The sequence below is a fragment of the Inquilinus sp. genome (assembly GCF_057815775.1).
On the sequence record NZ_JBYRFX010000949.1, the window covers coordinates 16,281 to 37,320 of the forward strand.

18 protein-coding genes and 1 tRNA gene are annotated in these 21,040 nt (G+C 69.2%); 6 read left to right on the forward strand and 13 right to left on the reverse strand.

What is annotated here, in order from left to right:
• Positions 1–6: 6 nt before the first annotated feature.
• The 4 genes from AC3XYG_RS34180 to AC3XYG_RS34195 all read right to left on the reverse strand — a co-directional run bounded on the left by AC3XYG_RS34180 (position 7) and on the right by AC3XYG_RS34195 (position 4,781).
• Complete coding sequence (locus tag AC3XYG_RS34180; protein WP_489144352.1) at positions 7–1,509, reverse strand: ABC transporter substrate-binding protein; 1,503 nt, start codon at positions 1,507–1,509, stop codon at positions 7–9.
• 87 nt (positions 1,510–1,596) lie between these two features.
• Positions 1,597–2,280 (reverse strand): DUF2848 domain-containing protein, encoded by a 684-nt coding sequence (locus tag AC3XYG_RS34185; protein WP_489144353.1) that lies wholly within the window; start codon positions 2,278–2,280, stop codon positions 1,597–1,599.
• A 51-nt stretch (positions 2,281–2,331) separates the two neighbouring features.
• On the reverse strand, positions 2,332–3,678 hold the full coding sequence (locus tag AC3XYG_RS34190) for an MFS transporter (RefSeq protein ID WP_489144354.1): 1,347 nt from the start codon (positions 3,676–3,678) through the stop codon (positions 2,332–2,334).
• A gap of 164 nt (positions 3,679–3,842) precedes the next feature.
• On the reverse strand, positions 3,843–4,781 hold the full coding sequence (locus AC3XYG_RS34195; protein ID WP_489144355.1) for a LysR family transcriptional regulator: 939 nt from the start codon (positions 4,779–4,781) through the stop codon (positions 3,843–3,845).
• A 97-nt stretch (positions 4,782–4,878) separates the two neighbouring features.
• Between AC3XYG_RS34195 and AC3XYG_RS34200 the strand changes: the two genes are divergently transcribed.
• Together AC3XYG_RS34200 and AC3XYG_RS34205 are read left to right on the forward strand one after the other, a co-directional pair.
• Positions 4,879–5,979: an anhydro-N-acetylmuramic acid kinase gene (locus AC3XYG_RS34200; RefSeq protein WP_489144356.1), complete on the forward strand. Its 1,101-nt coding sequence runs from the start codon at positions 4,879–4,881 to the stop codon at positions 5,977–5,979.
• Between the two features lie 28 nt (positions 5,980–6,007).
• Positions 6,008–7,021 (forward strand): serine hydrolase domain-containing protein, encoded by a 1,014-nt coding sequence (locus tag AC3XYG_RS34205; RefSeq protein ID WP_489144357.1) that lies wholly within the window; start codon positions 6,008–6,010, stop codon positions 7,019–7,021.
• Positions 7,022–7,063: 42 nt separating this feature from the next.
• Here AC3XYG_RS34205 and AC3XYG_RS34210 read toward each other — a convergent pair whose 3' ends face one another.
• From AC3XYG_RS34210 to AC3XYG_RS34225, 4 genes are all read right to left on the reverse strand, one after another.
• A complete protein-coding gene (locus tag AC3XYG_RS34210) occupies positions 7,064–9,178 on the reverse strand; it encodes a beta strand repeat-containing protein (protein WP_489144358.1) in 2,115 nt (704 codons plus the stop codon).
• Positions 9,179–9,586: 408 nt separating this feature from the next.
• Positions 9,587–10,954 (reverse strand): glutamine synthetase family protein, encoded by a 1,368-nt coding sequence (locus AC3XYG_RS34215; RefSeq protein ID WP_489144359.1) that lies wholly within the window; start codon positions 10,952–10,954, stop codon positions 9,587–9,589.
• 12 nt (positions 10,955–10,966) lie between these two features.
• The gene (locus tag AC3XYG_RS34220; RefSeq protein WP_489144360.1) at positions 10,967–12,322 is read right to left on the reverse strand and encodes an aspartate aminotransferase family protein; all 1,356 of its coding nucleotides are present in this window, start codon (positions 12,320–12,322) and stop codon (positions 10,967–10,969) included.
• A gap of 105 nt (positions 12,323–12,427) precedes the next feature.
• Positions 12,428–12,817 (reverse strand): MerR family transcriptional regulator, encoded by a 390-nt coding sequence (locus tag AC3XYG_RS34225; RefSeq protein WP_489144361.1) that lies wholly within the window; start codon positions 12,815–12,817, stop codon positions 12,428–12,430.
• Positions 12,818–12,904: 87 nt separating this feature from the next.
• Between AC3XYG_RS34225 and AC3XYG_RS34230 the strand changes: the two genes are divergently transcribed.
• Together AC3XYG_RS34230 and AC3XYG_RS34235 are read left to right on the forward strand one after the other, a co-directional pair.
• On the forward strand, positions 12,905–13,441 hold the full coding sequence (locus AC3XYG_RS34230) for an alpha/beta fold hydrolase (RefSeq protein ID WP_489144362.1): 537 nt from the start codon (positions 12,905–12,907) through the stop codon (positions 13,439–13,441).
• A gap of 24 nt (positions 13,442–13,465) precedes the next feature.
• On the forward strand, positions 13,466–13,813 hold the full coding sequence (locus AC3XYG_RS34235) for an alpha/beta fold hydrolase (protein WP_489144363.1): 348 nt from the start codon (positions 13,466–13,468) through the stop codon (positions 13,811–13,813).
• 40 nt (positions 13,814–13,853) lie between these two features.
• Here AC3XYG_RS34235 and AC3XYG_RS34240 read toward each other — a convergent pair.
• Positions 13,854–13,927, reverse strand: a tRNA-Gly gene (locus tag AC3XYG_RS34240).
• A 138-nt stretch (positions 13,928–14,065) separates the two neighbouring features.
• Here AC3XYG_RS34240 and recR point away from each other — a divergent pair.
• Complete coding sequence (gene recR / locus AC3XYG_RS34245) at positions 14,066–14,656, forward strand: recombination mediator RecR (protein ID WP_489144364.1); 591 nt, start codon at positions 14,066–14,068, stop codon at positions 14,654–14,656.
• Here the strand turns inward: recR and AC3XYG_RS34250 are convergent.
• On the reverse strand, positions 14,602–15,228 hold the full coding sequence (locus tag AC3XYG_RS34250; protein ID WP_507021939.1) for an SRPBCC family protein: 627 nt from the start codon (positions 15,226–15,228) through the stop codon (positions 14,602–14,604). The two genes, recR and AC3XYG_RS34250, sit on opposite strands and share 55 nt — an antisense overlap.
• Positions 15,126–15,482 (reverse strand): ArsR/SmtB family transcription factor, encoded by a 357-nt coding sequence (locus tag AC3XYG_RS34255; RefSeq protein ID WP_489144366.1) that lies wholly within the window; start codon positions 15,480–15,482, stop codon positions 15,126–15,128. Before AC3XYG_RS34255 ends, AC3XYG_RS34250 begins: the two co-directional genes overlap by 103 nt.
• A gap of 488 nt (positions 15,483–15,970) precedes the next feature.
• On the opposite strand from AC3XYG_RS34255, the gene AC3XYG_RS34260 reads away from it, so the two are divergent.
• Positions 15,971–18,733, forward strand: a complete 2,763-nt coding sequence (locus AC3XYG_RS34260; RefSeq protein ID WP_489144367.1) for a beta strand repeat-containing protein — start codon at positions 15,971–15,973, stop codon at positions 18,731–18,733.
• A gap of 71 nt (positions 18,734–18,804) precedes the next feature.
• On the opposite strand, the gene AC3XYG_RS34265 is transcribed toward AC3XYG_RS34260, so the two are convergent.
• Together AC3XYG_RS34265 and AC3XYG_RS34270 are read right to left on the reverse strand one after the other, a co-directional pair.
• Positions 18,805–19,812: an ABC transporter substrate-binding protein gene (locus AC3XYG_RS34265; RefSeq protein WP_489144368.1), complete on the reverse strand. Its 1,008-nt coding sequence runs from the start codon at positions 19,810–19,812 to the stop codon at positions 18,805–18,807.
• Positions 19,813–19,994: 182 nt separating this feature from the next.
• Positions 19,995–20,948, reverse strand: a complete 954-nt coding sequence (locus tag AC3XYG_RS34270) for an ABC transporter permease (protein ID WP_489144369.1) — start codon at positions 20,946–20,948, stop codon at positions 19,995–19,997.
• Positions 20,949–21,040: the final 92 nt, after the last annotated feature.

Sequence of the window (21,040 nt, forward strand, 5' to 3'; positions counted from 1 at the left end):
GCGTGCCTACTGCGCCAGCGAGGTCTGCCGCAGCGACCGGGTCGAGCGGTTGCCGGTGATCTCGTAGCCGGTCACGCCGTCGCGCACCGCTGTGAACAGCTGGCCGTAGACGAGGTGTGCGATCGGGCCGTCGCAGGCCAAGCGCTTCTGCAGGTCGTCATAGATCGCCTTGCGCTTCGCCGGATCCAGCGTGGTGCGCCCGTCATCCAGCAGCTTGTCGACCGCCGCGTCCGAATATTTGAACACGTTGGTCGAACCGCCGGTGCGGAAGGTCCGGTACAGGTAGCCGTCCGGATCGACGCTGCCGCCATTGACCGAGGCGAAGAGCTGGAAGTTCGCGTTGCGCCAATCCTGGATGAAGGTGCCCTGCTCCTGCACGTTCAAGGTGATGTCGAAGCCAGCGGCATTGAGCTGGGCCTGCACCACCTGGGCAACGTCGACCACGTTCTGGTTCGAGCCGAGCACGTTCATGGTGGCCTTGAGCGGCAGGGCCTGGCCGGCCTCGGCCAGCAGCGCCTTCGCCTTCTCCGGATCGGCGGCATAGCAGGGGAAATCGGCGACCGGCAGCGCCCAGTCCTTCAGCGCCGGCGACAGCGGCCCGCCGGGCTGGCCCTTGCCGAAATAAGCGGCCTCGACGATCTGGGCCCGGTCGATCGCGGTGTTCAGCGCCTCGCGCACCTTCGGGTTGTCAAAGGGCGGCTTCGCCACATTCATGCCGACCAGGGTGTAGGACAGGTCGGTCGTCTCCAGCAGGGTGACGCCGGCGGTGCCCTGCAGCGTCGCCGCCGTGGTCGGGTCGACATTCGGCAGCATTTGGTAGGTGCCGCCGGAGATGCCGACCTGCCGGGTCGAGGCTTCCGGCACGATGTTGATCTTCACCGCGTCCAGCTTCGGCAGCCCCTGCTGCCAATAGCCCGGGGTCTTCGCCAGCAGCAGATAGGTGTCGGGCACCCATTCCTTCAGCGTGAACGGGCCGGTGCCGTCGGTCTTGCGCTGCAGGTCGATGCCGCCGGTCGCGGCCGCCGCCGGCACGATCGCGATCTGCGGCAGGTTGGCGAGGAAGGGGGCGGAGGGCGTCGACAACGTCACCGTCACCTGCCGGTCGCCGCTCCCCGCCACGTCCTTCACCATGTCGATGCGGCTGGCATAGGGCGAGCCGGTCTTGGGGTCGCGCACCCGGGCGAAGCTGGCGGCGACATCGGCCGGCGTCACCGACGCCCCGTCCTGGAACTTCGCGCCCGGGCGCAGGGTGAAGACATAGGTCAGCCCGTCGGGCGACACGGTCCAGGATTCGGCCAGCTCCGGGATCACCTTCAGATCCTTGTCGACCGAGGTCAGCCCCTCATAGACCGAGCCATTGACCAGCACCGTGGCGAAGGAGGTGGCGACATGCGGGTCGAGCCCGACCGGCGACTGGTCGGTTGCGATCTCCAGCGTCTGCGCCCCTGCCATCGACCCGGCGAGGACGGCCGCCACCGCCGCTGACATTGCCCAGACCGTCCGCCCCATCTCCCGCCCCCCTGTTGATTGGAGGTTAGTAAGGCGGGTTCGCCCGGCGAGGTCAACGCCCGTTGGGAACCTTCCCTGCCACCTGGTTCACACGATGACGGGCAGCTCGCGGATGCGGTAGGCATGGCTGAGGCTGGCCCCGGTGGCCGGGTCGTGCAGTTCCATCCGGAAGGCGTCGCTGCGGGCGATGCCGCCCAGCGCCGGCACCGTGCCGCAGAACATCACGCTGCCATCCGCCAGCACGCCGGCCTCCGCGCGATACAGAGCGATCAGTTCCTCCGCCGGGCGCAGTGCCGACAGCGGGCCGTCCTGGTACAGCCGGGTCACGCCGCCGACCTCGACCTCTGCCCGCAGCACCAGCTGGTCCCAGCGGTCGGCCACGTCGGCATAGCGCCAGAACCGGCGGCCCAGCACCTTGGGGCAGAGCTGCTTCGACAGGGCGACGCCGGCGCGCTCGGCATCGCGGTCGGTGTGGTCGGAGCCGATTCCGACATAGAGCTCTCCCCCGGCCCAGACCAGCACCGGCTCGACCTCGCCGGAGCTGTGGGGGCCCAGTACCGTGATCTCTTCGGCCTGGGTCAGCCGGTCGCCGGCGACGCGGTAGAACACCGGGGTCCGCGTCGGCGGCGGCACGCCCAGCGCCGCCAGCTCCTCGATATGGTGGCGCACGGCGGCGGCGTCGCGCCCGGCCCAGCCGGCGATGATGACGGCGGCGGTGCCGCCGGGGCATAGCTCCGCCAGGCCGAGTTCACGGGCAAAAGGCTGGTTCATGATCACTGGTCTCGCTGCGGGATCAGGGGCCGGGATCAGCCCCGGCGATGGTCAATCCAGGCTTCGTGCCGTTTCGCGGGCACAAGCCAGGCCGATGCCGGTCACCAGCAGGGCGACGACGACATAGATCGCGATGCCGCTGGTGGCCGAGGTCTCGCGCAGCAGCGTCGCCATGATCAGCGGTGCGAACGCCCCGCCGCCGGCCAAGCTGCCGAAGGTGTAGGCGATTGACGACCCGGTGTAGCGCACGCGCGGCGCGAATTGTTCGGTGATGAAGGAACCCTGCGCCGCATACATCGCGGCGTGGAAGATCATGCCGACGCTGATCGCGAAGATGATCAGCGCGGTGCTGCGGCTGTCGACCAGGGCGAAGAAGGCGACGCCCCAGACCAGCGACGCGACCAGCCCGCCGGCATAGACCGGGCGGCGGCCGACCCGGTCGGTCAGCGCACCGAACAGCGGCGTGGCCACGGCGTTCAGCGCCGCGCCGCACAAGAGGGCGGTCAGCGCCAGCGACCGCGGCAGGCCCAGCACCTGGGTGATGTAGGTGACGCTGAACACGACCAGCAGCGAATAGATCACATCCGGCCCGATGCGGGCGGCACCGGCGATCAGCAGCGCCCGCCAATGGTGGCGCATCACCTCGCCGACCGGCGCCTTCGCCGTTTCCTGCCGCGCCTGCAGGTCGCGGAACAGCGGCGTCTCGTCGATCGTGGTGCGGATCCACAGCCCGAAGAACACCAGGATGGCGCTGAGCGCGAAGGGCACCCGCCAGCCCCAGGCGGCGAAATCATAGTCGGTCAGCAGGGCGGTGACGCCGGCGATAACGGCCGAGGATAGCAGCGTGCCGGCGGCCGGCCCGACCTGGGCCCAGGAGGCGTTGAGGCCGCGGCGGTCCGCCCGGCCATGTTCGACCGTCAGCAGCACCGCGCCGGCCCATTCACCGCCGAGCGCAACGCCCTGCACGAAGCGCAGCGCCACCAGCAGCGCCGGGCTCCAGGCCCCGATGGTGGCGTAGCTTGGCAGCACGGCCATCAGCGCGGTGGTCAGCCCCATCAGCGACAGGGTCAGCACCAGCACGGCGCGGCGGCCCAGCTTGTCGCCCAGGCGGCCGAAGATCACACCGCCGAGCGGCCGGGAGATGTAGCCCACGGCATAGGTCGAGAACGCCAGCAGCGTGCCGACGATCGGGTCCACGGACGGGAAGAAGACCTGGTTGAAGATCAACGCCGCCATGGTGTTGTAGATCATGAAGTCGTACCACTCGAGGGCGGTGCCGACCATGCTGGCCGCGGCCAGGCGCCCAGCGGCACCAGGTCCCGGCCCGGTATCGGCCTGCATCAGCCGCAGCGCTGCCGGATCGGCGCCCGCCAGCCTGGCTTGAGTGGCATTGTCCATCTGATCCCCTGCTCCCATGCGCGTTTCGGTTCGACGCAGCATTGCCTCCCGGCTGCCGCGTCCCGTCGCGCGGGTGCGGCGGCCTCTTGATCCGGAAAGATTAGGAATCGCCAGGCGGCCGCGACAAACGGTTTATTCCGGCCGGCCGTGATCGATTTTTCCGATCAGTCCAGGGCCGGCGGTGCGCCCAGCGGCCGGGCGAAGGCGGGGCCGAGGGTTTGGCAGAACTGCCGCGTCTCGTCGCGGACCACATCGACCACCAGGTCGAACAGGCGGCTGGCGGGATCCGGCCGGTAGCTGGCCAGGATCGGCAGCGGCGGCAGGCCGATATCGGCCGGGACCACGGCGAGCAGGCCGCCGGCCAGCTCGTCATGGATCGTCGCCAGCGGCATCGAGGCGACGCCCATGCCGGCATGCACCAGGCGCAGGATGGCGGCGATCGAGGTGACGCAATGCAGCAGGCCGGGCGCCGTGCCGGCGGCGCGGAACGCCTCCAGCACCGCGGCATGGGGCTGCGAGCCGCGCGGGAAGGTGATAATCGGGCCGCCGGCCAGCTCCGCCAGCGGCACCACCCGGTCCCGCTCCATCGGCTGCGGCCGGCGGACCCAGCCCATCGGCAGCTCGCACAGCGGCTGGTTCAGGATGTCGAGCTCCAGCACCGGGTCGGTCAGCAGCGCGACGTCGATGGCACCGCGCCGCAGATGGTCCTGCAGCGCCCGCGTCGGCTCCGCCGTGATCTCCAGCGCCAAGGCGGGATAGGCGGATTGCAGCGCCTCGACGATGGGCACCAGCAGGGTGTGCACCACGGTCTCGACCACGCCGATCCGCACCGTGCCGCTGACCGTCTCGTCCTGCCCCAGGCTTTCACGCATCTCCTGCTGGATCGCCAGCAGCCGGTCGGCGAAGGCCACCAGGCTGCGGCCGGCCGGGGTCAGGCGCAGCTCACGGCTGGTGCGGTCGAACAGCTTGCAGTTCAGCTCCGCCTCCAGCGCCGCGATGCGGCTGGAGACGGCGGCCTGGCTGAGATTCAGCTTCTCGGCCGCCGCCCGGAAGCTGCCCAGGCGCACGATCCAGGAAAAGGCGTCGATGAAGCGGAGGTTCATCCCGGGCCGGGTGATTAAAGGACGGCGCAGCCGAGGATACCGCCCGGCTCGCTTCGGCGCTATCGTCGGGCGATTCGAGTGAGGAAAGGCGAAGTCCATGCCCGCAGCCCGGCGCACCGCCATCGGCCTGATGAGCGGCACCTCGATGGACGGGGTCGATGTCGCGGTGATCGAGACCGACGGCGAGGCGGTGTTCAGCCGCGGCCCGGCCCTGACCATGCCTTATGGCGACGCCATCCGCGGCGCCCTGCTGGCGGTGGCGCGCGACCCGGCGCGGGCCGAGCACGACGCGCTGGCCGAATTGTCCGAGACCGTCACGGACCTGAACGCCGCCGCCGTGCGCCGGCTGATGGCAGAGGCCGGGCTGGCGCCGGATGCGGTCGACGTGGTCGGCATGCATGGCCAAACCGTGCTGCACCGGCCGGAGCGGCGCTTCACCCGGCAGCTCGGCGACGGTGCCCGGCTGGCGGCGGCGCTGGGCATCCCCTGCGTCAATGATTTCCGCTCCGCCGACGTCGCGGCCGGCGGCCAGGGCGCGCCCTTCGCGCCGCTGTATCATGCGGCCCTGGCCCGCGGCCTGCCCCGGCCGCTGGCGGTGCTCAATCTCGGCGGCGTCGGCAATGTCACGGTGATCGAGGACGACACCATCACCGCCTTCGACACCGGCCCGGCCAGCGCCATGATCGACGATTGGGTGCAGCGCCACACCGGCGCGCGCTATGACGAGGATGGCCGCATCGCCGCCGCCGGCACGGTGGCCGCGGACCGGCTGGCCGCTTTGATGGCCAACCCCTATTTCGACGCCCCGCCGCCGAAGTCGCTGGACCGCAACGACTTCCCGATGGCGGCGGTCGACGGGCTGTCGCTGGAAGATGGCGCCGCCACCCTGGCCGCCTTCACCATCGCCTCGGTCGCGGCGTCGCGCCGGCATTTCGCCACGGCGCCGCAGCGCTGGCTGGTGACCGGCGGCGGGCGGCACAACTCGACCTTGATGAACGGACTGCGCCAGGCCCTGGGCGTGCCGGTCGACCCGGTCGAAGCGGTCGGCTGGGACGGCGACGCGCTTGAGGCTCAGGCCTTCGCCTTCCTCGCCGTTCGATCGCTGGACGGGCTGCCGCTGAGCCTGCCGACCACCACCGGCGTGCCCCGGCCGATGACCGGCGGCGTGCTGCACCGCCCGCTGCCCCGCGCGGCGTGACCCTGCCCCACCAGTTGGACTGCACCGAATGACTGTTGCCGCTGCTGCCGATGCCGCTTTCGCCCTGGTCGACGAAGCCATCGATGCCGGCCGCATCCCCGGCGCCGTGCTGGGGCTGGTCACAAACGGGGGCGACCGCGCCATCCGTTTCGGCGGCCAGGCCGCCCTGGTGCCGGACCGGGCGCCGATGGCCGAGGATTCCCTGTTCGACCTGGCCAGCCTGACCAAGGTGATCCTGACCACGACCGAAGTGCTGCGGCTGGTCGAGGCCGGGCGGGTCGATCTGGACGACCCGCTGGTGCTGCATCTGCCCGATCTGCGGCAATACCAGCCCGACCACCCGGTGCGGCGGATCACGATCCGGCGCGCTTTGTCCCACCGCTCCGGCCTGCCGGCGGTGGAGCCGCTCTACACCTGGGGCAGCGATCCGGAGACGCTGAAGGCGCTGGTGCTGCAGAAGGACTGGACCCTGGGCGCCGACACCTATTCCGACGTCAACTACGTGCTGCTGGGCATCCTGGTCGAACGGCTGCGCGGCAAGCCGTTGCGCGACCTGCTGCCGCCGGGCGATTTCGCCGTCAGCCCCGGCCCGGCCCGCGCCGTCGCCACCGAACGCTGCACCTGGCGCGGCCGGGTGCTGCGCGGCGAGGTGCATGACGAGAACGCCTTCGCCCTGGGCGGTCTGGCCGGCCATGCCGGGCTGTTCGGCAGCACCAGCGCGGTGCTGGATTTCGCCCGGGCCTTCCTGGCCGGCGATGTGCTGCGCCCGGCGACGATCGCCGAGGCCCAGCGCAGCCAGGGCCACCCGCACGGGCTGGGCTGGCAGGTGCGGCACGAGGGCTGGTCCGGCGGGTCGCTGTGCAGCCCCGACACCATCGGCCACACCGGTTTCACCGGCACCGCGCTGTGGATCGACCTGGAGCGGGGCCATGCCTGGACCCTGCTGACCAACCGGGTGCATCCCTCGCGCCATGTCGAGACCGGCATCCAGACCCTGCGCCGGTCCGTGTCCAACGCCGTGTCGGCGGCCTGGCCGTTCTGAGGACGCAACGGCCGGGGTGCGAACACCCCGGCCGCCGCCCGCCTACAGTACGAAATCGCCGGCCACCGGGGCGATGTGACCGGTGAGCAGGATATAGAAGTCGGAGGCGCCGTCGCCATTGACGTCACCGGCAACCACGGTGTCCGACCCGCTGAAGGCGTAGTGCAGCTCACCCGCATGGTGGGTGTAGGCGCCAGCCCCGATGAAGGTGAAAGCCTGGTCGCCCGCCACGGCGGTGTTGGCGTCGATCCGGCTCACATCGATGCGGTCATCCTGGGCGAGGTTGAAATCGGTGATCCGGTCCGCATTGGCGCCGACGACGCTGTCGCTGAGCGCGGCGACGACGAAAAGATCGGCCCCGCCACCGCCGATCAGCGTGTCCTTGCCGGCGCCGCCGTTCAGCACGTCGGCGCCGTTGCCGCCGACCAGGGTGTCGTCGCCGCCGACGCCGTTCACGGTCTGCCCGTTGACGACGCCTGCCAGGGTGATCACGTCGTTTCCGGCCGAGCCGCGGATCTCCTCGACGCTGCTGATGGTGGCGCCGGTCAGGTCGGCCGTGCCCGGCGCCGACAGGATCAGGGTGTCTACGCCGAAGTTGCCGGCCAGGATGGAGAAGGCGCCGAGCTGGGCCGCGGTCAGGGTGACGGTGTTGCCACCGCCGGCGAAGTCCAGCTCCTCGACATTGGCGATCGTGGCAAGGCTGAGATAGACCGCGCCGGTGGCGTTGAAGGCGGCGAAATCCAGCCGGTCATTGTCGGCGCCGCCATCGATGTGCTCGGCCAGGCCGCTGATCTCGGACAACTGGTGGAATGTGAAGTCGTCGGTGCCGACGCCGCCGCTGAGCGTGTCCGCCCCCTGGCCGCCATCGATGGTGTCGTTGCCGTTGCCGCCATTCAGGGTGTCGATGCCGTCACCGCCGCTGAGGCTGTCATTGCCGTTGCCGCCGCTGATGGTGTCGTTGCCGGCGACGCCGTTCACGACCTGGCCGTTGGCGACGCCTGTCAGGGTGATCACGTCATTGCCGGCCGAGCCGCGGATCTCCTCGACACTGCTGATGGCGGCACCGGTCAGGTCGGCGGTGCCCGCCGCCGACAGGATCAGGGTGTCGACGCCGAAGTTGCCGGCCAGGGTGGTGAAGGCGCCGAGCTGGGCCGCGGTCAGGGTGATGGTGTTGCCGCTGCCGGCGAAGTCCAGCTCCTCGACATTGGCGATCGTGGCGGCGCTGAGATCGACCGCACCCGAGGCGTTGAACGATCCGAAATCCAGCCTGTCGGCATCCGCGCCGCCATCGATCTGCTCGGCGAGGCCGCTGATGTCGGAGGCCTGCTCGAAGGCAAAGGCGTCGGTGCCTACCCCGCCCGTCAGGATATCCGCCCCCTGGCCGCCACGGATGACGTCGTTGCCGTCATCGCCGGTCAGCGTGTCGACCCCGGTGCCGCCGACCAGGGTGTCGTTGCCGGTATCGCCGTGGATCGTGTCGGTGCCGTCGCCGCCATTGAGCGTGTCGTTGCCGCTGCCGCCGCTGATCGTATCGTTACCGCCGACGCCGTTCACGGTCTGCCCGTTGGCAACACCTGTCAGAATGAAGCTGTCATTGCCAGCCGAGCCGCGGATCTCCTCGATGCTGCTGATGACGGCACCGGTCAGGTCCACCGTTCCCGCCGACGACACGATCAGGGTGTCGACGCCGAAGTTGCCGGCCAGGGTGGTGAAGGCGCCGAGCTGGCCCGCGGTCAGGGTGAAGGCATTGCCGCTGCCGGCGAAGTCCAGCTCTTCCACATTGGTGATGGTGGCGTGGCTGAGATCGACGGCGCCGAAGGCATTGGCCGTGGCGAAGTCCAGCCGGTCGACATCGGCGCCGCCGTCGATCGTCTCGGCCAAGCCGCTGATCTCCGACACCGCCTCGATGCGGAAGGTGTCGTAGCCGACGCCGCCATTCAGCGAATCGGCCCCCTGGCCACCCACCAGGACATCGTTGCCGCTGCCGCCCGAAATCGAATCATTGCCGTCATCGCCGAAGACCAGGTCGTTGCCTTCGGCCCCGGAAATGGTGTCGGCGCCTGTGGTCACGCCCGTGACCTCATGTCCGCCGCCGGTCCTGCCGTCGCCGGCCCGATGGATGAAGTCGTCCGCGGATGTCCCCGTCACGGTCGCCATGTCGCAATCCTTTCGCTGACTATGCCGCTGCGCTGGGGTGGGAGCCCGATGTCGGCGGAAAAGCAGCCGATGCCACGGCTGTCGCCACCCTGCTGGAGACGACCCTAGCCGGCCGAGACCCGCGCCGTAAGCTGACCGGACGCCCTAGGCCCTGGTCCTAGGACCGCGCGGCGGGCGATCGACACGCGGTGTCCGGCCCCGTCCCATAAGACCATCGAACCGGCGCCCGCAGAATGTCGGACTTCCGTCCTGAAACAACCGCATCAAAGGGGGATTATCGCATGAGATCCCGTCTCCTGACGGCCACCGCCCTCACCAGGAACCGCCGACGCGATTCCGACCTCTCGCCGAGGCGAGGTAAACATTCCCCCTCCACGGCGAAAGGGAGGGGGAGCTCCGGCCTCTCCCTCACACCACCTTGACGTACCAGTCGAAATCCAGTGGCGGGACCTGGGCGTGGAAGCGGCGGTATTCGGCCAGCTTGATCTTGGCGAAAGCGTCGACGAAGGCGTCGCCGAGATAATCCCGCATCAGCGCCGACTCGCGGAAGTCGCGGATCGAATCCAGCCAGTTCGGCGGGATGTCCGAGGCGGGCGTGCCATACCCGTTGCCGGTCACAGGCGGGCCGGGGTCGCGCCGGTCGAGGATGCCGCGATGCATCCCGGCCAGCGCGGCGGCCAGCGCCAGATAGGGGTTGGTGTCGGCGCCGGCGACGCGGTGTTCGACATGCTTGGCCGCCGGGGGGCCGACCGGCACGCGCAGCGCCACCGTGCGGTTGTTGATGCCCCAGGTCGGCGCCAGCGGCGCGTAGCTGAGAGTCTGGAACCGGCGGTAGGAGTTGGCGTTCGGCGCGAAGATCAGCATGCCGTCGCGGATCGTCGCGCCCATGCCGCCGATGGCGTGGCGCAGCAGCTCGTCGCCGCCCTCGGCCGCAAAGCGGTTGCCGCCGTCGCCATCCGCCAGGCTGATGTGCAGATGGGTGCCGCTGCCCGTCTCGCCGGCATAGGGCTTGGCCATGAAGGTCGCCTCCATGCCATGCCGCCGGGCGACGGCGCGGACCAGCCGCTTGTACAGGATGGCGTCGTCTGCGGCGCGCAGCGCATCCGGCCGGTGCTTCAGGTTGATCTCGACCTGGCCCGGCGCGTATTCGCTGATCGCGGTGTCGGCCGGCAGGCCCTGGATCTCACAGCAGGCGTAGAGGTCGGCCAGGAAGTCGCCGAGCTCGTCGAGATCGGCCATGCCGTAGGCCTGCTTGCCGGTGCTGGAGCCGCGCGGCGGGATCGGCCGCCCGGTCTCGCGCCAGGCAGCGTCGAACACGTAGAATTCCAGTTCGACCGCTACGACCGGATGGAGGCCGTCCGCCGCCAGCCGCGACACCACCCGGGCAAGCACCTGGCGCGGGTCGTAAGCCGAGGGCGTGCCGTCGAGTTCGAACAGGGTCAGCAGCACCTGGGCCGAAGGCTCGGCCTTCCACGGCACCGGCACCAGCGTGCCGGGAATCGGCCGGGCGCTGCGGTCAGCATCGCCGTCCTCCCACACCAGGCCGGTCTCCTCGACATCGGCGCCGGTGATGTCGAGGCTGATGATCGAGCCGGGCATGAAGCGGCCGTTGCGCCAGATCCGCTCCAGCTCGCCGACCGGGATACGCTTGCCGCGCTGCACGCCGCAGGCATCGGTCAGCAGGATGTCGACGAAGCGGATGTCGCGGTGCCGCGCCAGGAAGTCCAGGCATTCCTGAGCAGGATCGGTGGTGGCAGTGGATGTCGCGTCAGGCATGGCTGGTCCCCCTCAGGCGTGGCCGGCCAGCGCCGCGGCGCAGGCGTCGAAGGCGTGCAGGAAATGGGCGATCTGATCCGCCGTCGTGGCCGGGCTGGTCAGCATCATGTTGTGGAACGGGGCGATCAGCACGCCGCGGTTGATCAGGAACAGGGCCACCAGCTGCTCCAGCTCCGGCCGCATCGCCGCCGCGGCCTCCCCGCCGGTGCGGTAAGGGTCCGGGGTGAAGTGGAATTCGACCCGGGCGCCGATCTGGGTGACGTGCCAGGCCAGGCCGTGCCGGGCGATCGCCGCCTGCAGCCCCCGGGCCAGGTGCCGCGCCAGCGCGACCATGCCGTCATAGGCGGCGTCGGTCATCACCTCTTCCAGCATCACCCGCAGGGTGCGCATGGCCAGGGCGTTGGCCGACAGGGTGGTGCCCATGCCGCTGTGGCCGTGCGGCACCGCGGCCTGGGCGTGGCGCATCCGCGATTCGACCGCGGCGGTGAAGCCGTAGACGCCGCAGGGGATGCCGCCGGCGATCGGCTTGCCGAGGGTCAGGAAATCGGGCTCCAGCCCATGCGCCCGGGTCCAGCCGCCCGGGCCGGTGGAGATGCTGTGCGTCTCGTCGATCACCAGCAGCGTTCCATGGCGGCGCGTCAGGTCGCGCAACGCGGTGTGGAAGCCTTCATCCGGCAGCACCATGCCGATATTGGTCAGCGCCGGTTCGGTCAGCACGCAGGCGACATCGCCCGGCGCCAGTGCGGCTTCGAGCGCCGCCACATCGTTGAATTCGACGACGCGGGTGTTTTCGGTCAGGTCGGCCACCTGGCCCAGCAGGCCGGGCCGGTGCACCGGCCGGCCTTCGACCAGCCGGACGAAGGTATCGTCGACCGTGCCGTGGTAGCAGCCGTTGAACACCAGGATCTTCGCCCGGCCGGTGATGGCGCGGGCCCAGCGCAGCACGAAACGGTTGGCGTCGGTCGCGGTGGTGGTGACCTGCCAGTACGGCAGGCCGAAACGGAGAGCCAATGCCTCGGCGGCAGCGATGCCATCCTCGGTCGGCAGCATGGCGGTGACGCCGCGGGCGATCTGGTCGGTCACCGCGCGCACCACCGGCTCCGGTGAGTGGCCGAACATCGATCCGGTGTCGCCCAGGCAGAAATCGGCATAGCGATGGCCGTCGGCATCGACCAGCTCGGCGCCCTTGGCCTCGGCCATGAACAGCGGGAAGGGCGTGGCCCAGTCGCGCATCCAATGCAGCGGCACGCCGCCGGGAAAAGCCTCTGCCGCCCGCTTCGCCAGGCGCTGCGAGACGGGGTTCGCTGCCGTGTAGCGATCAACCTCCGCCCGCATCAGGCCCTCGATCACCTTGCCTGCATGGGTCATTCCTGCCTCCCCTCCCTGGTGTGTGGCGCCGGAGAGAGTAAGGGGCGGCGCAGACGGGCGGAACCACCCCCGGGCGCGGGACGGTCATGACATCGGCAGACCGCGTCACGGGTCCAGCGGCGGAATGACGCCTTCGGCCAACGTCTTGAGCAGGCGGGCGCGGCGGCGTTCGAGATCCGCGATCTGGCGCTCGACCGAGGCCAGCCGCTTGCGCTGCGCGTCGGTGGTTTCGGGGCATGAGCCGGCGCCTTCGATCATGCGCATGCAGTCGGGAAAGGCGCGGATCTCGGCCAGGCTGAACCCCGTCGCGATCATGCGCTGGATCTGCCGGACCTGCGCGACGGCCGCCCGCGGAAACGCCCGGTAGCCATTGCCGGTGCGCAGCGAGGTGAGCAGCTGATGGTCGTCGTAATGCCGGATCGAGCGCACGCTGGCGCCGGTCTCGCGGGCAAGCTCGCCGATGGTCAGCGATCCCTGGGTGATGGCCTGGTTCATGCCGGACAGCCTAGCAGTTTTCCGCTTGACCCTCACATCAGTGTGAGGGTCGAGGCTGCCGGAATTCTGCAACCCAGAGGTCCGCCCATGCCCCTATCCAGCTTCTGCCGCATCCTGTCCGCGCTGGTCTTCGCGGCCGCATTGTCCGCAGCGGCGCCCGCCGCATTCGCGGAGACGAAGAGCTACACGGTCACGGCGCCGGACGGCGTCACGCTGGCCGTCCAGGACTCGGGAAACCCCGATGGTCCCGCCATCATCTTCATCCACGGGCTGCTCGGCAGCCACCTGAACTGGGACGCCCAGGTGCAGAGCCCCGAGCTGCAGCGGTACCGCATGATTGCCTACGACATGCGCGGCCACGGCCTGTCCGGCAAGCCGACGGATGCCGCTGCCTATACCGATGGGCGCCGCTGGGCGGACGACCTCGCCGCCGTCATCGAGTCGTCGCATGCGCGCCGTCCCGTGCTGGTCGGCTGGTCGCTGGGCGGCACCGTGATATCGAACTATCTGGCCGCGTTCGGAGACAGCGGCATTGCCGGCGCAGTCTATGTCGACGGCGTGATCGAGCTGAAGCCGGACCAGATCACGGCGCATCCCGGGGTGTATCGCGACTTGAATTCATAGGATCTGCGGACGCACCTCGACACCATGCGTGAGTTCCTCGCCCTCTGCTTCCACACCCAGCCCGACGCGGCCACCTTCGAGCGCCTGTTCGCCAATGCAGCCATGGCCTCGTGGGACATGCAGCGCGCCGTTCTGTCGTTGAGTGTCGACGCGGCCGGGGGCCTGGGACAGGCGCGGGTGCCGGTGCTGCTGATCTATGGCGCCCAGGACGCGCTGGTGCAGGCGAAGCCGGCCATCGCCCGGGCGACGGAGCTGAATCCGCGGATCCGGAGCACGCTGTATGCGGCGTCGGGGCACGCCCCGTTCATCGAAGAGCCGGCCCGGTTCAACCGCGATCTGTCCGCGTTCATCGACGCCACGGCGCCGCGCTGAACGGACAGCGGCAAAAGCCCTTATCGGATGATGGATGTGCTGGAGCGGGTGAAGGGAATCGAACCCTCGTCGTAAGCTTGGGAAGCTTCTGCTCTACCATTGAGCTACACCCGCGGCGCCGTCGGTTATAGGCGAACGGCCGATGGCGTTCAAGCCGGGAGCGCGCTGAGTTTCGCGTGACCTCTCCCACAAGACATCCGCTAGGATGTCCGGGTGAGGGCCGGCACCGGCCCGGGCAGCGATGGAATTCGGATGAGCGGCGAGATCGCGGTGATGATGGACCTGCTGGCGCGGCTGCCGGGGCTGGGGCCCCGGTCGGCCCGCCGCGTCGCGCTGCACCTGCTGCGCCATCGCGACACGGCGATGCGCCCGCTGGCGGCGGCGCTGGATGCCGCCGCGCGGGCGATCGTGCCCTGTTCGATCTGCGGCAACCTGGACACCAGCGACCCCTGCCCGATCTGCACCGACCCGACCCGGGATATCGGGCTGATCTGCGTGGTCGAGCAGGTGGCCGATCTGTGGGCGCTGGAGCGGGCCCGCGCCTTCCGCGGCCGCTACCACGTGCTGGGCGGCACGCTGTCGGCGATCGAGGGCATCGGGCCGGACGATCTGTCGATCCCGCAGCTGATCGCCCGGGCGCGGGAGCCCGGGGTGACCGAGGTGATCCTGGCGCTGAACGCCACGGTCGACGGCCAGACCACGGCGCATTACCTGGCCGAGCGGCTGGAGGGCGCCGGCCCCGCCGTCACCCGCCTGGCCCATGGCGTGCCGGTGGGCGGCGAGCTGGACTATCTCGACGACGGCACCCTGGTCGCAGCGCTGCGGTCGCGCCGGGGGCTGTAGCCCGGCCGCTCAGACGCTACGCCCAGCTCCGCCTCCAGGCGGTCGAACAGCACGCGGCAGCCCGCCTCGCGAACCGCCGGGGTGTCCCGGCCATCCAGGAAGGCGGCGTGCTCGGTGTAGACGAACCGGGTGCCCACACCCGCCGGCTCCAGCTCGATCACCGCCAGCGAGGCGGAGATGCGCACATCGTCGATGGCCATGGTGTAGGCGTAGATGATGCGCTGGTCCGGCACGATGTCCTGGTACAGGGTCTCGCTGGTGACAATGGTCGTGTCGTCCAGGTTGAACCGGCCGGATTCCTGGCCACCGATGCGGAAATCATGCCGGATCTCGGCGACCGGACGGTCCCGGTGCTGCACGGCCCAGCGCTCACTCGCGGCCGGGTCGGCAAAGGCGGCGAAGACGCGCGCCGGGGCGGCATCGTAGGTCCGTTCGATGGTGAAGGTCGAGTGGACGACGGAGCGTTCGGTCATGGCGTGCCTCCCTTGGGTGGCGTTCCGGACGTCTCGGCCAGGAAGGCGCCGAGGGCATCGAGGCGGTGTTCCCACAGCGTCCGCCGCTCGCTGATCCATTGCTCGGCCGAGCGCAGCGCCGCCGGCTGGATCTGGCAGGTACGCACCCGGCCGGTCTTCTCGGACCGGACCAGGCCGCTGGCTTCCAGCACCGCAAGATGCTGCACCACCGCCGACAGGGTCATCTCCAGCGGCTTGGCCAGCTCGCTGACCGAGGCCGGCCCGCGGCACAGCCGCTCCACCATCGACCGCCGCCCGGGATCGGCCAGGGCCTGGAACATCAGATCGAGCGTCGCGGGCGATTGCTGAAGCATACCCTTAACTATCACCGCCGCGAGAGGGCCGGCAAGAGACGGTTCAGCACGGGCCGCGCAGCGTGTCGGTCATCGCGGGCTCCATCGGGCCGGGTGCCGGACTCTAGCAGCAGGCCAAGAGCCGCCTGCACCGCAGATCGCGGCGGGCCTGCCCAGCCGGCGGCGCAGGCCTGGCGGTGCCGGCCCGGCCGCGGATAGGGCAAACATCCCATCCTGCGGACACATTGCAGCCACCATCAGCCGATATCCAGGCTAGGCGTCCGATGACGCGACATCCCGGCCTCGTGCCGTTGACAGCCTCTTCCGTCCATGGACGGCAAGCCGGCAGCCAGCCGGCCTGCCTTGCCTCAGGACTCGGGCCAAGCAACGGCAGAGGTGAACGCCGCGACGACGGCGGCGGGCCAATCCCGTGATCTCACACATTGCGGGCGCGGAACGGACCGAATTAGAGTCCAATTTGACTTAAATGCAATGGAGGGGACTTAGGCATGACGACCTACACAGGTACCGACAGCTCCGACACCTTCACCGGCGGCACCGGCAATGACACGTTCATCGGCCGCGGCGGCAATGACATCCTGACCGGTGGTGGCGGCAACGACGTCTTCGTCTATGATACGCGGGTGTTCGGCAGCGACCGGATCACCGACTTCAACGCCGGCGACAAGATCGACCTGTCGTTCCTGAAGGTCGCCGATCTCGCCAGCCTGCAGCCCTTCATGCATCAGGATGGCGCCGATGTCGTCATCACCCTGGGCTATGATTCCTCGACCGAGAGCATCCGCCTCGTCGACACCAATCTGAACTCGCTGACCGCGTCCAGCTTCGTCTTCAACACCTCGGCCACGGCCCTGAACGTCACCGGCACCGACTTCGGCGACGTCCTGTTCGGCGGCAACGGCTCCGATCGCGTCGCCGGCGGGAACGGCAGCGACACCTTGGTCGGCGGCGCCGGGAACGACCAGCTGACGGGCGGGTCCGGCAGCGACACCCTGACCGGCGGTCCCGGCAACGACATCTTCATCTACAACACGCGGGTGTTCGGCGGCGACACCATCACCGACTTCACCGCCGGCGACAAGATCGACCTCTCGGCACTGAATGTCGGCGACTTCGCCAGCCTGCAGCCCTTCATGCGCCAGGACGGCGCGGACGTCGTCATCACCCTGGGCTATGATTCCTCGACCGAGAGCATCCGCCTCGTCGACACCAATCTGAACTCGCTGACCGCGTCCAGCTTCACCTTCAACACCTCGGCCACGGCCCTGAACGTCACCGGCACCGACTTCGGCGACGTCCTGTTCGGCGGCAACGGTACCGATCGCGTCGCCGGCGGGAACGGCAGCGACACCCTGGTCGGCGGCGCCGGGAACGATCAGCTGACGGGCGGGTCCGGCAGCGACACCCTGATCGGCGGCCCCGGCAACGACATCTTCATCTACAACACGCGGGTGTTTGGCGGCGACACCATCACCGACTTCACCGCCGGCGACAAGATCGACCTCTCGGCGCTGAATGTCGGCGACTTCGCCAGCCTGCAGCCCTTCATGCGCCAGGACGGCGCCGATGTCGTCATCACCCTGGGCTACGATTCCTCGACCGAGAGCATCCGCCTCGTCGACACGACGCTGGCCTCGCTGACCGCGTCCAGCTTCACCTTCAACACATCGACCACAGCCCTGAACGTCACCGGCACCGACTTCAGCGACGTCCTGTTCGGCGGCAACGGGGCCGACCGCGTCGCCGGCGGGAACGGCAGCGACACCCTGGTCGGGGGCGCCGGGAACGACCAGCTGACGGGCGGATCCGGCAGCGACACGCTGATCGGCGGCCCCGGCAACGACATCTTCATCTACAACACCCGGGAGTTCGGCAACGATACCATCACCGGCTTCACCGCGGGCGACCGGGTGGATGTGTCGGGCCTGAATGTCGGCGACTTCGCCAGCCTGCAGCCCTTCATGCACCAGGATGGCGCCGATGTCGTCATCACCCTGGGATTTGATTCCTCGGATGAAAGCATCCGCCTGGTCGGCACCACGCTGGCCTCGCTGACCGCGTCCAGCTTCATCTTCAACACCTCGACCACGGCGCTGAACCTCACCGGCACCGACTTCCGCGACGTCCTGTTCGGCGGCAACGGCGCCGATCGCATCGCCGGCGACAGCGGCAGCGACACCCTGGTCGGCGGCGCCGGGGACGACCAGCTGACGGGCGGAAGCGGTGGGGACCGCCTGGTCGGCGGCGCGGGAAATGACACCGCCGTCTATTTCGGCACGCCGACCGCGATCACCGTGAATCTCCAGACCGGCACGGGCAGCGGCGGCGACGCCCAGGGCGACACCTATGTCGGCATCGAGAATGTCTCCGGCAGCCTGGCCGGCGACGTCCCGATCGGCAACAGCGGGGCCAACACCCTGCTGGGCAATGACGGCAATGACGTGCTCCGCGGCGGCGCCGGCGCCGACCGTCTCGACGGCGGGATCGGCAACGACACCGCCAGCTACTACAGCAGCACGACCACGGTGACCGTGAACCTCGCCACCGGGACCGGCAGCGGCGGCGACGCCCAGGGCGACGTCCTGATCGGGATCGAGAACATCGCCGGCGGCCAGGGAAGCGACAGCCTGACCGGCAATTCCGGGGCCAACACCCTGCGCGGCGACGGCGCCAATGACGTTCTCCGCGGCGGTGCGGGGGCCGATGTCCTCGACGGCGGTGCGGGCATCGATACCGTCAGCTACACCGAGAGCAACGTCGGCGTCACCGTCAACCTCAACACCCAGAAGGGCGTTGGCGGCAACGCCCAGGGCGACACCTATGCCGGCATCGAGAATGTGAACGGGTCGGCCGGCGCCGACACCATCACCGGCAACATCCTCGGCAACGTGCTGAACGGCTGGGCCGGCAAGGATGTGCTGGTCGGCCTCGCCGGCGCGGACCGCTTCGTCTTCTCCGACACGTCCCACACCGCGGCGGGTGCCGCGGGGCGCGACACGATCGCCGATTTCAGCCACGCCCAGGGCGACCGGATCGATCTCTCGGCGATCGATGCCAATCTCGGGGTGGCCGGTGATCAGGCCTTCGCCTTCCTCGGCGGCGGTGCGTTCACGGCGGCGGGCCAAGTGCGCTTCCAGGTCTCCGGCCACAACCTGATCGTCGAAGGCGACGTCAACGGCGACCACGTCGCAGACTTCCAGATCGTGATCAGCAACACGACCAGCCTGCAGGCCTCCGACTTCATCCTGTAGTCGTCACGGTCGGCCGAAACAGGAAGGGCCGGCGCGAGCCGGCCCTTCTTCGTTCGGGATGACGGTCAGGGCTACTTGCCCATGCCCTTGTCCCAGGCGGCGTGGGACCAGGCGGCGTCGCCCGGATCCTTGGTGATGACCGGGTCGCTCTTGCTCGACAGCAGCACCTGCACCGTGCGCTTGTAGGCCTCGGGGTCGAGCCAGCCGATCTTGTCGTCCGACACGGTGATCAGCTTGGCGATATTCGTGGCCATCCGGGTCTGGATCGCGTCGGTGGAGGCGCCGGAGGCATCGGCCTCGGCCACGATCTTGCCGGCCTCGTCCGGATGCGCCTTGGCATAGGCCCAGCCCTGGGCCGACGCCTTGATGAAGCGGCCGAGCCGGTCGACGAAGGCGGGGTCCTTCAGCTTGGAATCGAGGGCATACAGCCCGTCCTCCAAGGTCGCCACACCCTGGTCCTCGTAATAGAAGGTAATCAGGTCGCTTTCCGGCACGCCGGCGTCGATCACCTGCCAGTATTCATTGTAGATCATGGTCGAGATGCAGGCCGCTTGGTTCTGCAGCAGCGGGTCGACGTTGAAGCCCTGGCGCAGCACCTTGACGTCGGGGTTCGAGCCCGAGGTCGACAGGCCCAGCTTGCCCATCCAGGACAGGAACGGATACTCGTTGCCGGCGAACCAGACGCCGAGGGTCTTGCCCTTGAAGTCGGCCGGCGACTTGATGCCGCTTTCCTTCTTGCAGGTCAGCATCATGCCGGAGCGGTTGAACATCTGCGCGACATTGACCAGCGGCACGCCCTTTTCGCGCGCCGCCAACGCCGCCGGCATCCATTCGACGATGACGTCGGCACCGCCCGCGGCGATCACCTGCGGCGGCGCGATGTCCGGCCCGCCCGGCTTGATCGTCACGTCCAGCCCGGCATCCTTGTAGAAACCCTTGTCGGCAGCGACGTAATAGCCGCCGAACTGCGCCTGGGTGACCCATTTCAGCTGGATGGTGAAGGGGTCCGCCGCCTGTGCCGTGCCCAACCCGGCGAACAGCGCCGCGACGGCTGCCAATCCCAGAATCGTCTTTTTCATATGAAGCCTCTCCCCGTTCGTTCGGTGCCCTGTTGGTCAGAGACCGGTTGGAAATGCGCTGGCGTGAGTCGGCTGGTGGTGGTTTCGAGAACCGGAGCGCAGCGGACATCTTCGTCCGTGAGCACCGGAAGCGGAGAAACTGCCATCAGACGGCCGCGCCAGTAGCATTTCCATACGGTCTCTCAGGGCGCCGCTTGGCGCATCGAAGGATGCCAGAAGGTCGTCGCGCGCTCCACCAGGGCGAGCAGCCCGTAGGAGGCGGAGCCGGCGATGGCCGCGACCAGGATGGTGGCCCAGACCATGTCGACATTGAGCCGCGCCACCTCGGTCGAGATGCGGAAGCCCATGCCGTAGATCGGGGTGCCGAAGAACTCCGCCACGATCGCGCCGATCAGCGCCAGGGTGGCGTTCAGCTTCAGCGCGTTGAAGATGAAGGGCAGCGCGCCGGGCAGCCGCAGCTTCAGCAGCGTCTGCCGATAGCTGGCGGCGTAGGACCGCATCAGGTCGCGCTCCATCGCCCCCGCCGATTCCAGGCCGGCCAGCGCGTTCACCAGCATCGGGAAGAAGGTCATGACCACGACCACGGCAGCCTTGGAGTGCCAGTCGAAGCCGAACCACATGATCATGACCGGGGCGATGCCGACGATCGGCATGGCCGAGACGGCGGAACCGAGCGGCAGCAGGCCGCGCTGCAGGAAGGGCGACCGGTCGATCGCCACCGCGGTCAGGAAGCCGGCGCCGGAGCCGATGATGAAGCCGGGGATGGCCGAACGGATGAAGGTCTGGAAGAAATCGACCCACAGCGTGTCGAGGCTGCCGATGAAGCGGGCGCCGATCATCGACGGTGGCGGCAGCAGGATCTGCGGCACCTGGAAGCCGGTGACCAGCACCTGCCAGAGCCACAGGATCAGCGCGCCGAACAGGACCGGCACGGCGATGCTGACAACGCGGCCCGGCACCGGCGACAGGTCACGCAGCGCCAGCCAGATTACGGCCACCGCGGCCAGAATCGGCAGGGCGATCCAGGCGGTGCCGGCGGCGAAGACGCCACCATCGCCGATCCACCACAGCACGAAGCCGGCCAGAACCAGGGCGAGCACGAGCCAGCCGATACTGCGGAGAACGGCGCGGCTCATCCCCGCCCTCCCCGGCTGGCGATGACGGCGCGTTCGGTCAGGGTCACGGCATAGACGCAGATCAGGGCCAGCACCGCGGCCATCACCAGGGC

Coding starts and splice junctions, on each gene's coding strand:
- AC3XYG_RS34180 (WP_489144352.1), bottom strand. CDS start 1,509: ATGGGGCGGACGGTCTGGGCAATGTCAGCGGCGGTGGCGGCCGTCCTC.
- AC3XYG_RS34185 (WP_489144353.1), bottom strand. CDS start 2,280: ATGAACCAGCCTTTTGCCCGTGAACTCGGCCTGGCGGAGCTATGCCCC.
- AC3XYG_RS34190 (WP_489144354.1), bottom strand. CDS start 3,678: ATGGACAATGCCACTCAAGCCAGGCTGGCGGGCGCCGATCCGGCAGCG.
- AC3XYG_RS34195 (WP_489144355.1), bottom strand. CDS start 4,781: ATGAACCTCCGCTTCATCGACGCCTTTTCCTGGATCGTGCGCCTGGGC.
- AC3XYG_RS34200 (WP_489144356.1), top strand. CDS start 4,879: ATGCCCGCAGCCCGGCGCACCGCCATCGGCCTGATGAGCGGCACCTCG.
- AC3XYG_RS34205 (WP_489144357.1), top strand. CDS start 6,008: ATGACTGTTGCCGCTGCTGCCGATGCCGCTTTCGCCCTGGTCGACGAA.
- AC3XYG_RS34210 (WP_489144358.1), bottom strand. CDS start 9,178: ATGGCGACCGTGACGGGGACATCCGCGGACGACTTCATCCATCGGGCC.
- AC3XYG_RS34215 (WP_489144359.1), bottom strand. CDS start 10,954: ATGCCTGACGCGACATCCACTGCCACCACCGATCCTGCTCAGGAATGC.
- AC3XYG_RS34220 (WP_489144360.1), bottom strand. CDS start 12,322: ATGACCCATGCAGGCAAGGTGATCGAGGGCCTGATGCGGGCGGAGGTT.
- AC3XYG_RS34225 (WP_489144361.1), bottom strand. CDS start 12,817: ATGAACCAGGCCATCACCCAGGGATCGCTGACCATCGGCGAGCTTGCC.
- AC3XYG_RS34230 (WP_489144362.1), top strand. CDS start 12,905: ATGCCCCTATCCAGCTTCTGCCGCATCCTGTCCGCGCTGGTCTTCGCG.
- AC3XYG_RS34235 (WP_489144363.1), top strand. CDS start 13,466: ATGCGTGAGTTCCTCGCCCTCTGCTTCCACACCCAGCCCGACGCGGCC.
- recR (WP_489144364.1), top strand. CDS start 14,066: ATGAGCGGCGAGATCGCGGTGATGATGGACCTGCTGGCGCGGCTGCCG.
- AC3XYG_RS34250 (WP_507021939.1), bottom strand. CDS start 15,228: ATGGATCAGCGAGCGGCGGACGCTGTGGGAACACCGCCTCGATGCCCT.
- AC3XYG_RS34255 (WP_489144366.1), bottom strand. CDS start 15,482: ATGCTTCAGCAATCGCCCGCGACGCTCGATCTGATGTTCCAGGCCCTG.
- AC3XYG_RS34260 (WP_489144367.1), top strand. CDS start 15,971: ATGACGACCTACACAGGTACCGACAGCTCCGACACCTTCACCGGCGGC.
- AC3XYG_RS34265 (WP_489144368.1), bottom strand. CDS start 19,812: ATGAAAAAGACGATTCTGGGATTGGCAGCCGTCGCGGCGCTGTTCGCC.
- AC3XYG_RS34270 (WP_489144369.1), bottom strand. CDS start 20,948: ATGAGCCGCGCCGTTCTCCGCAGTATCGGCTGGCTCGTGCTCGCCCTG.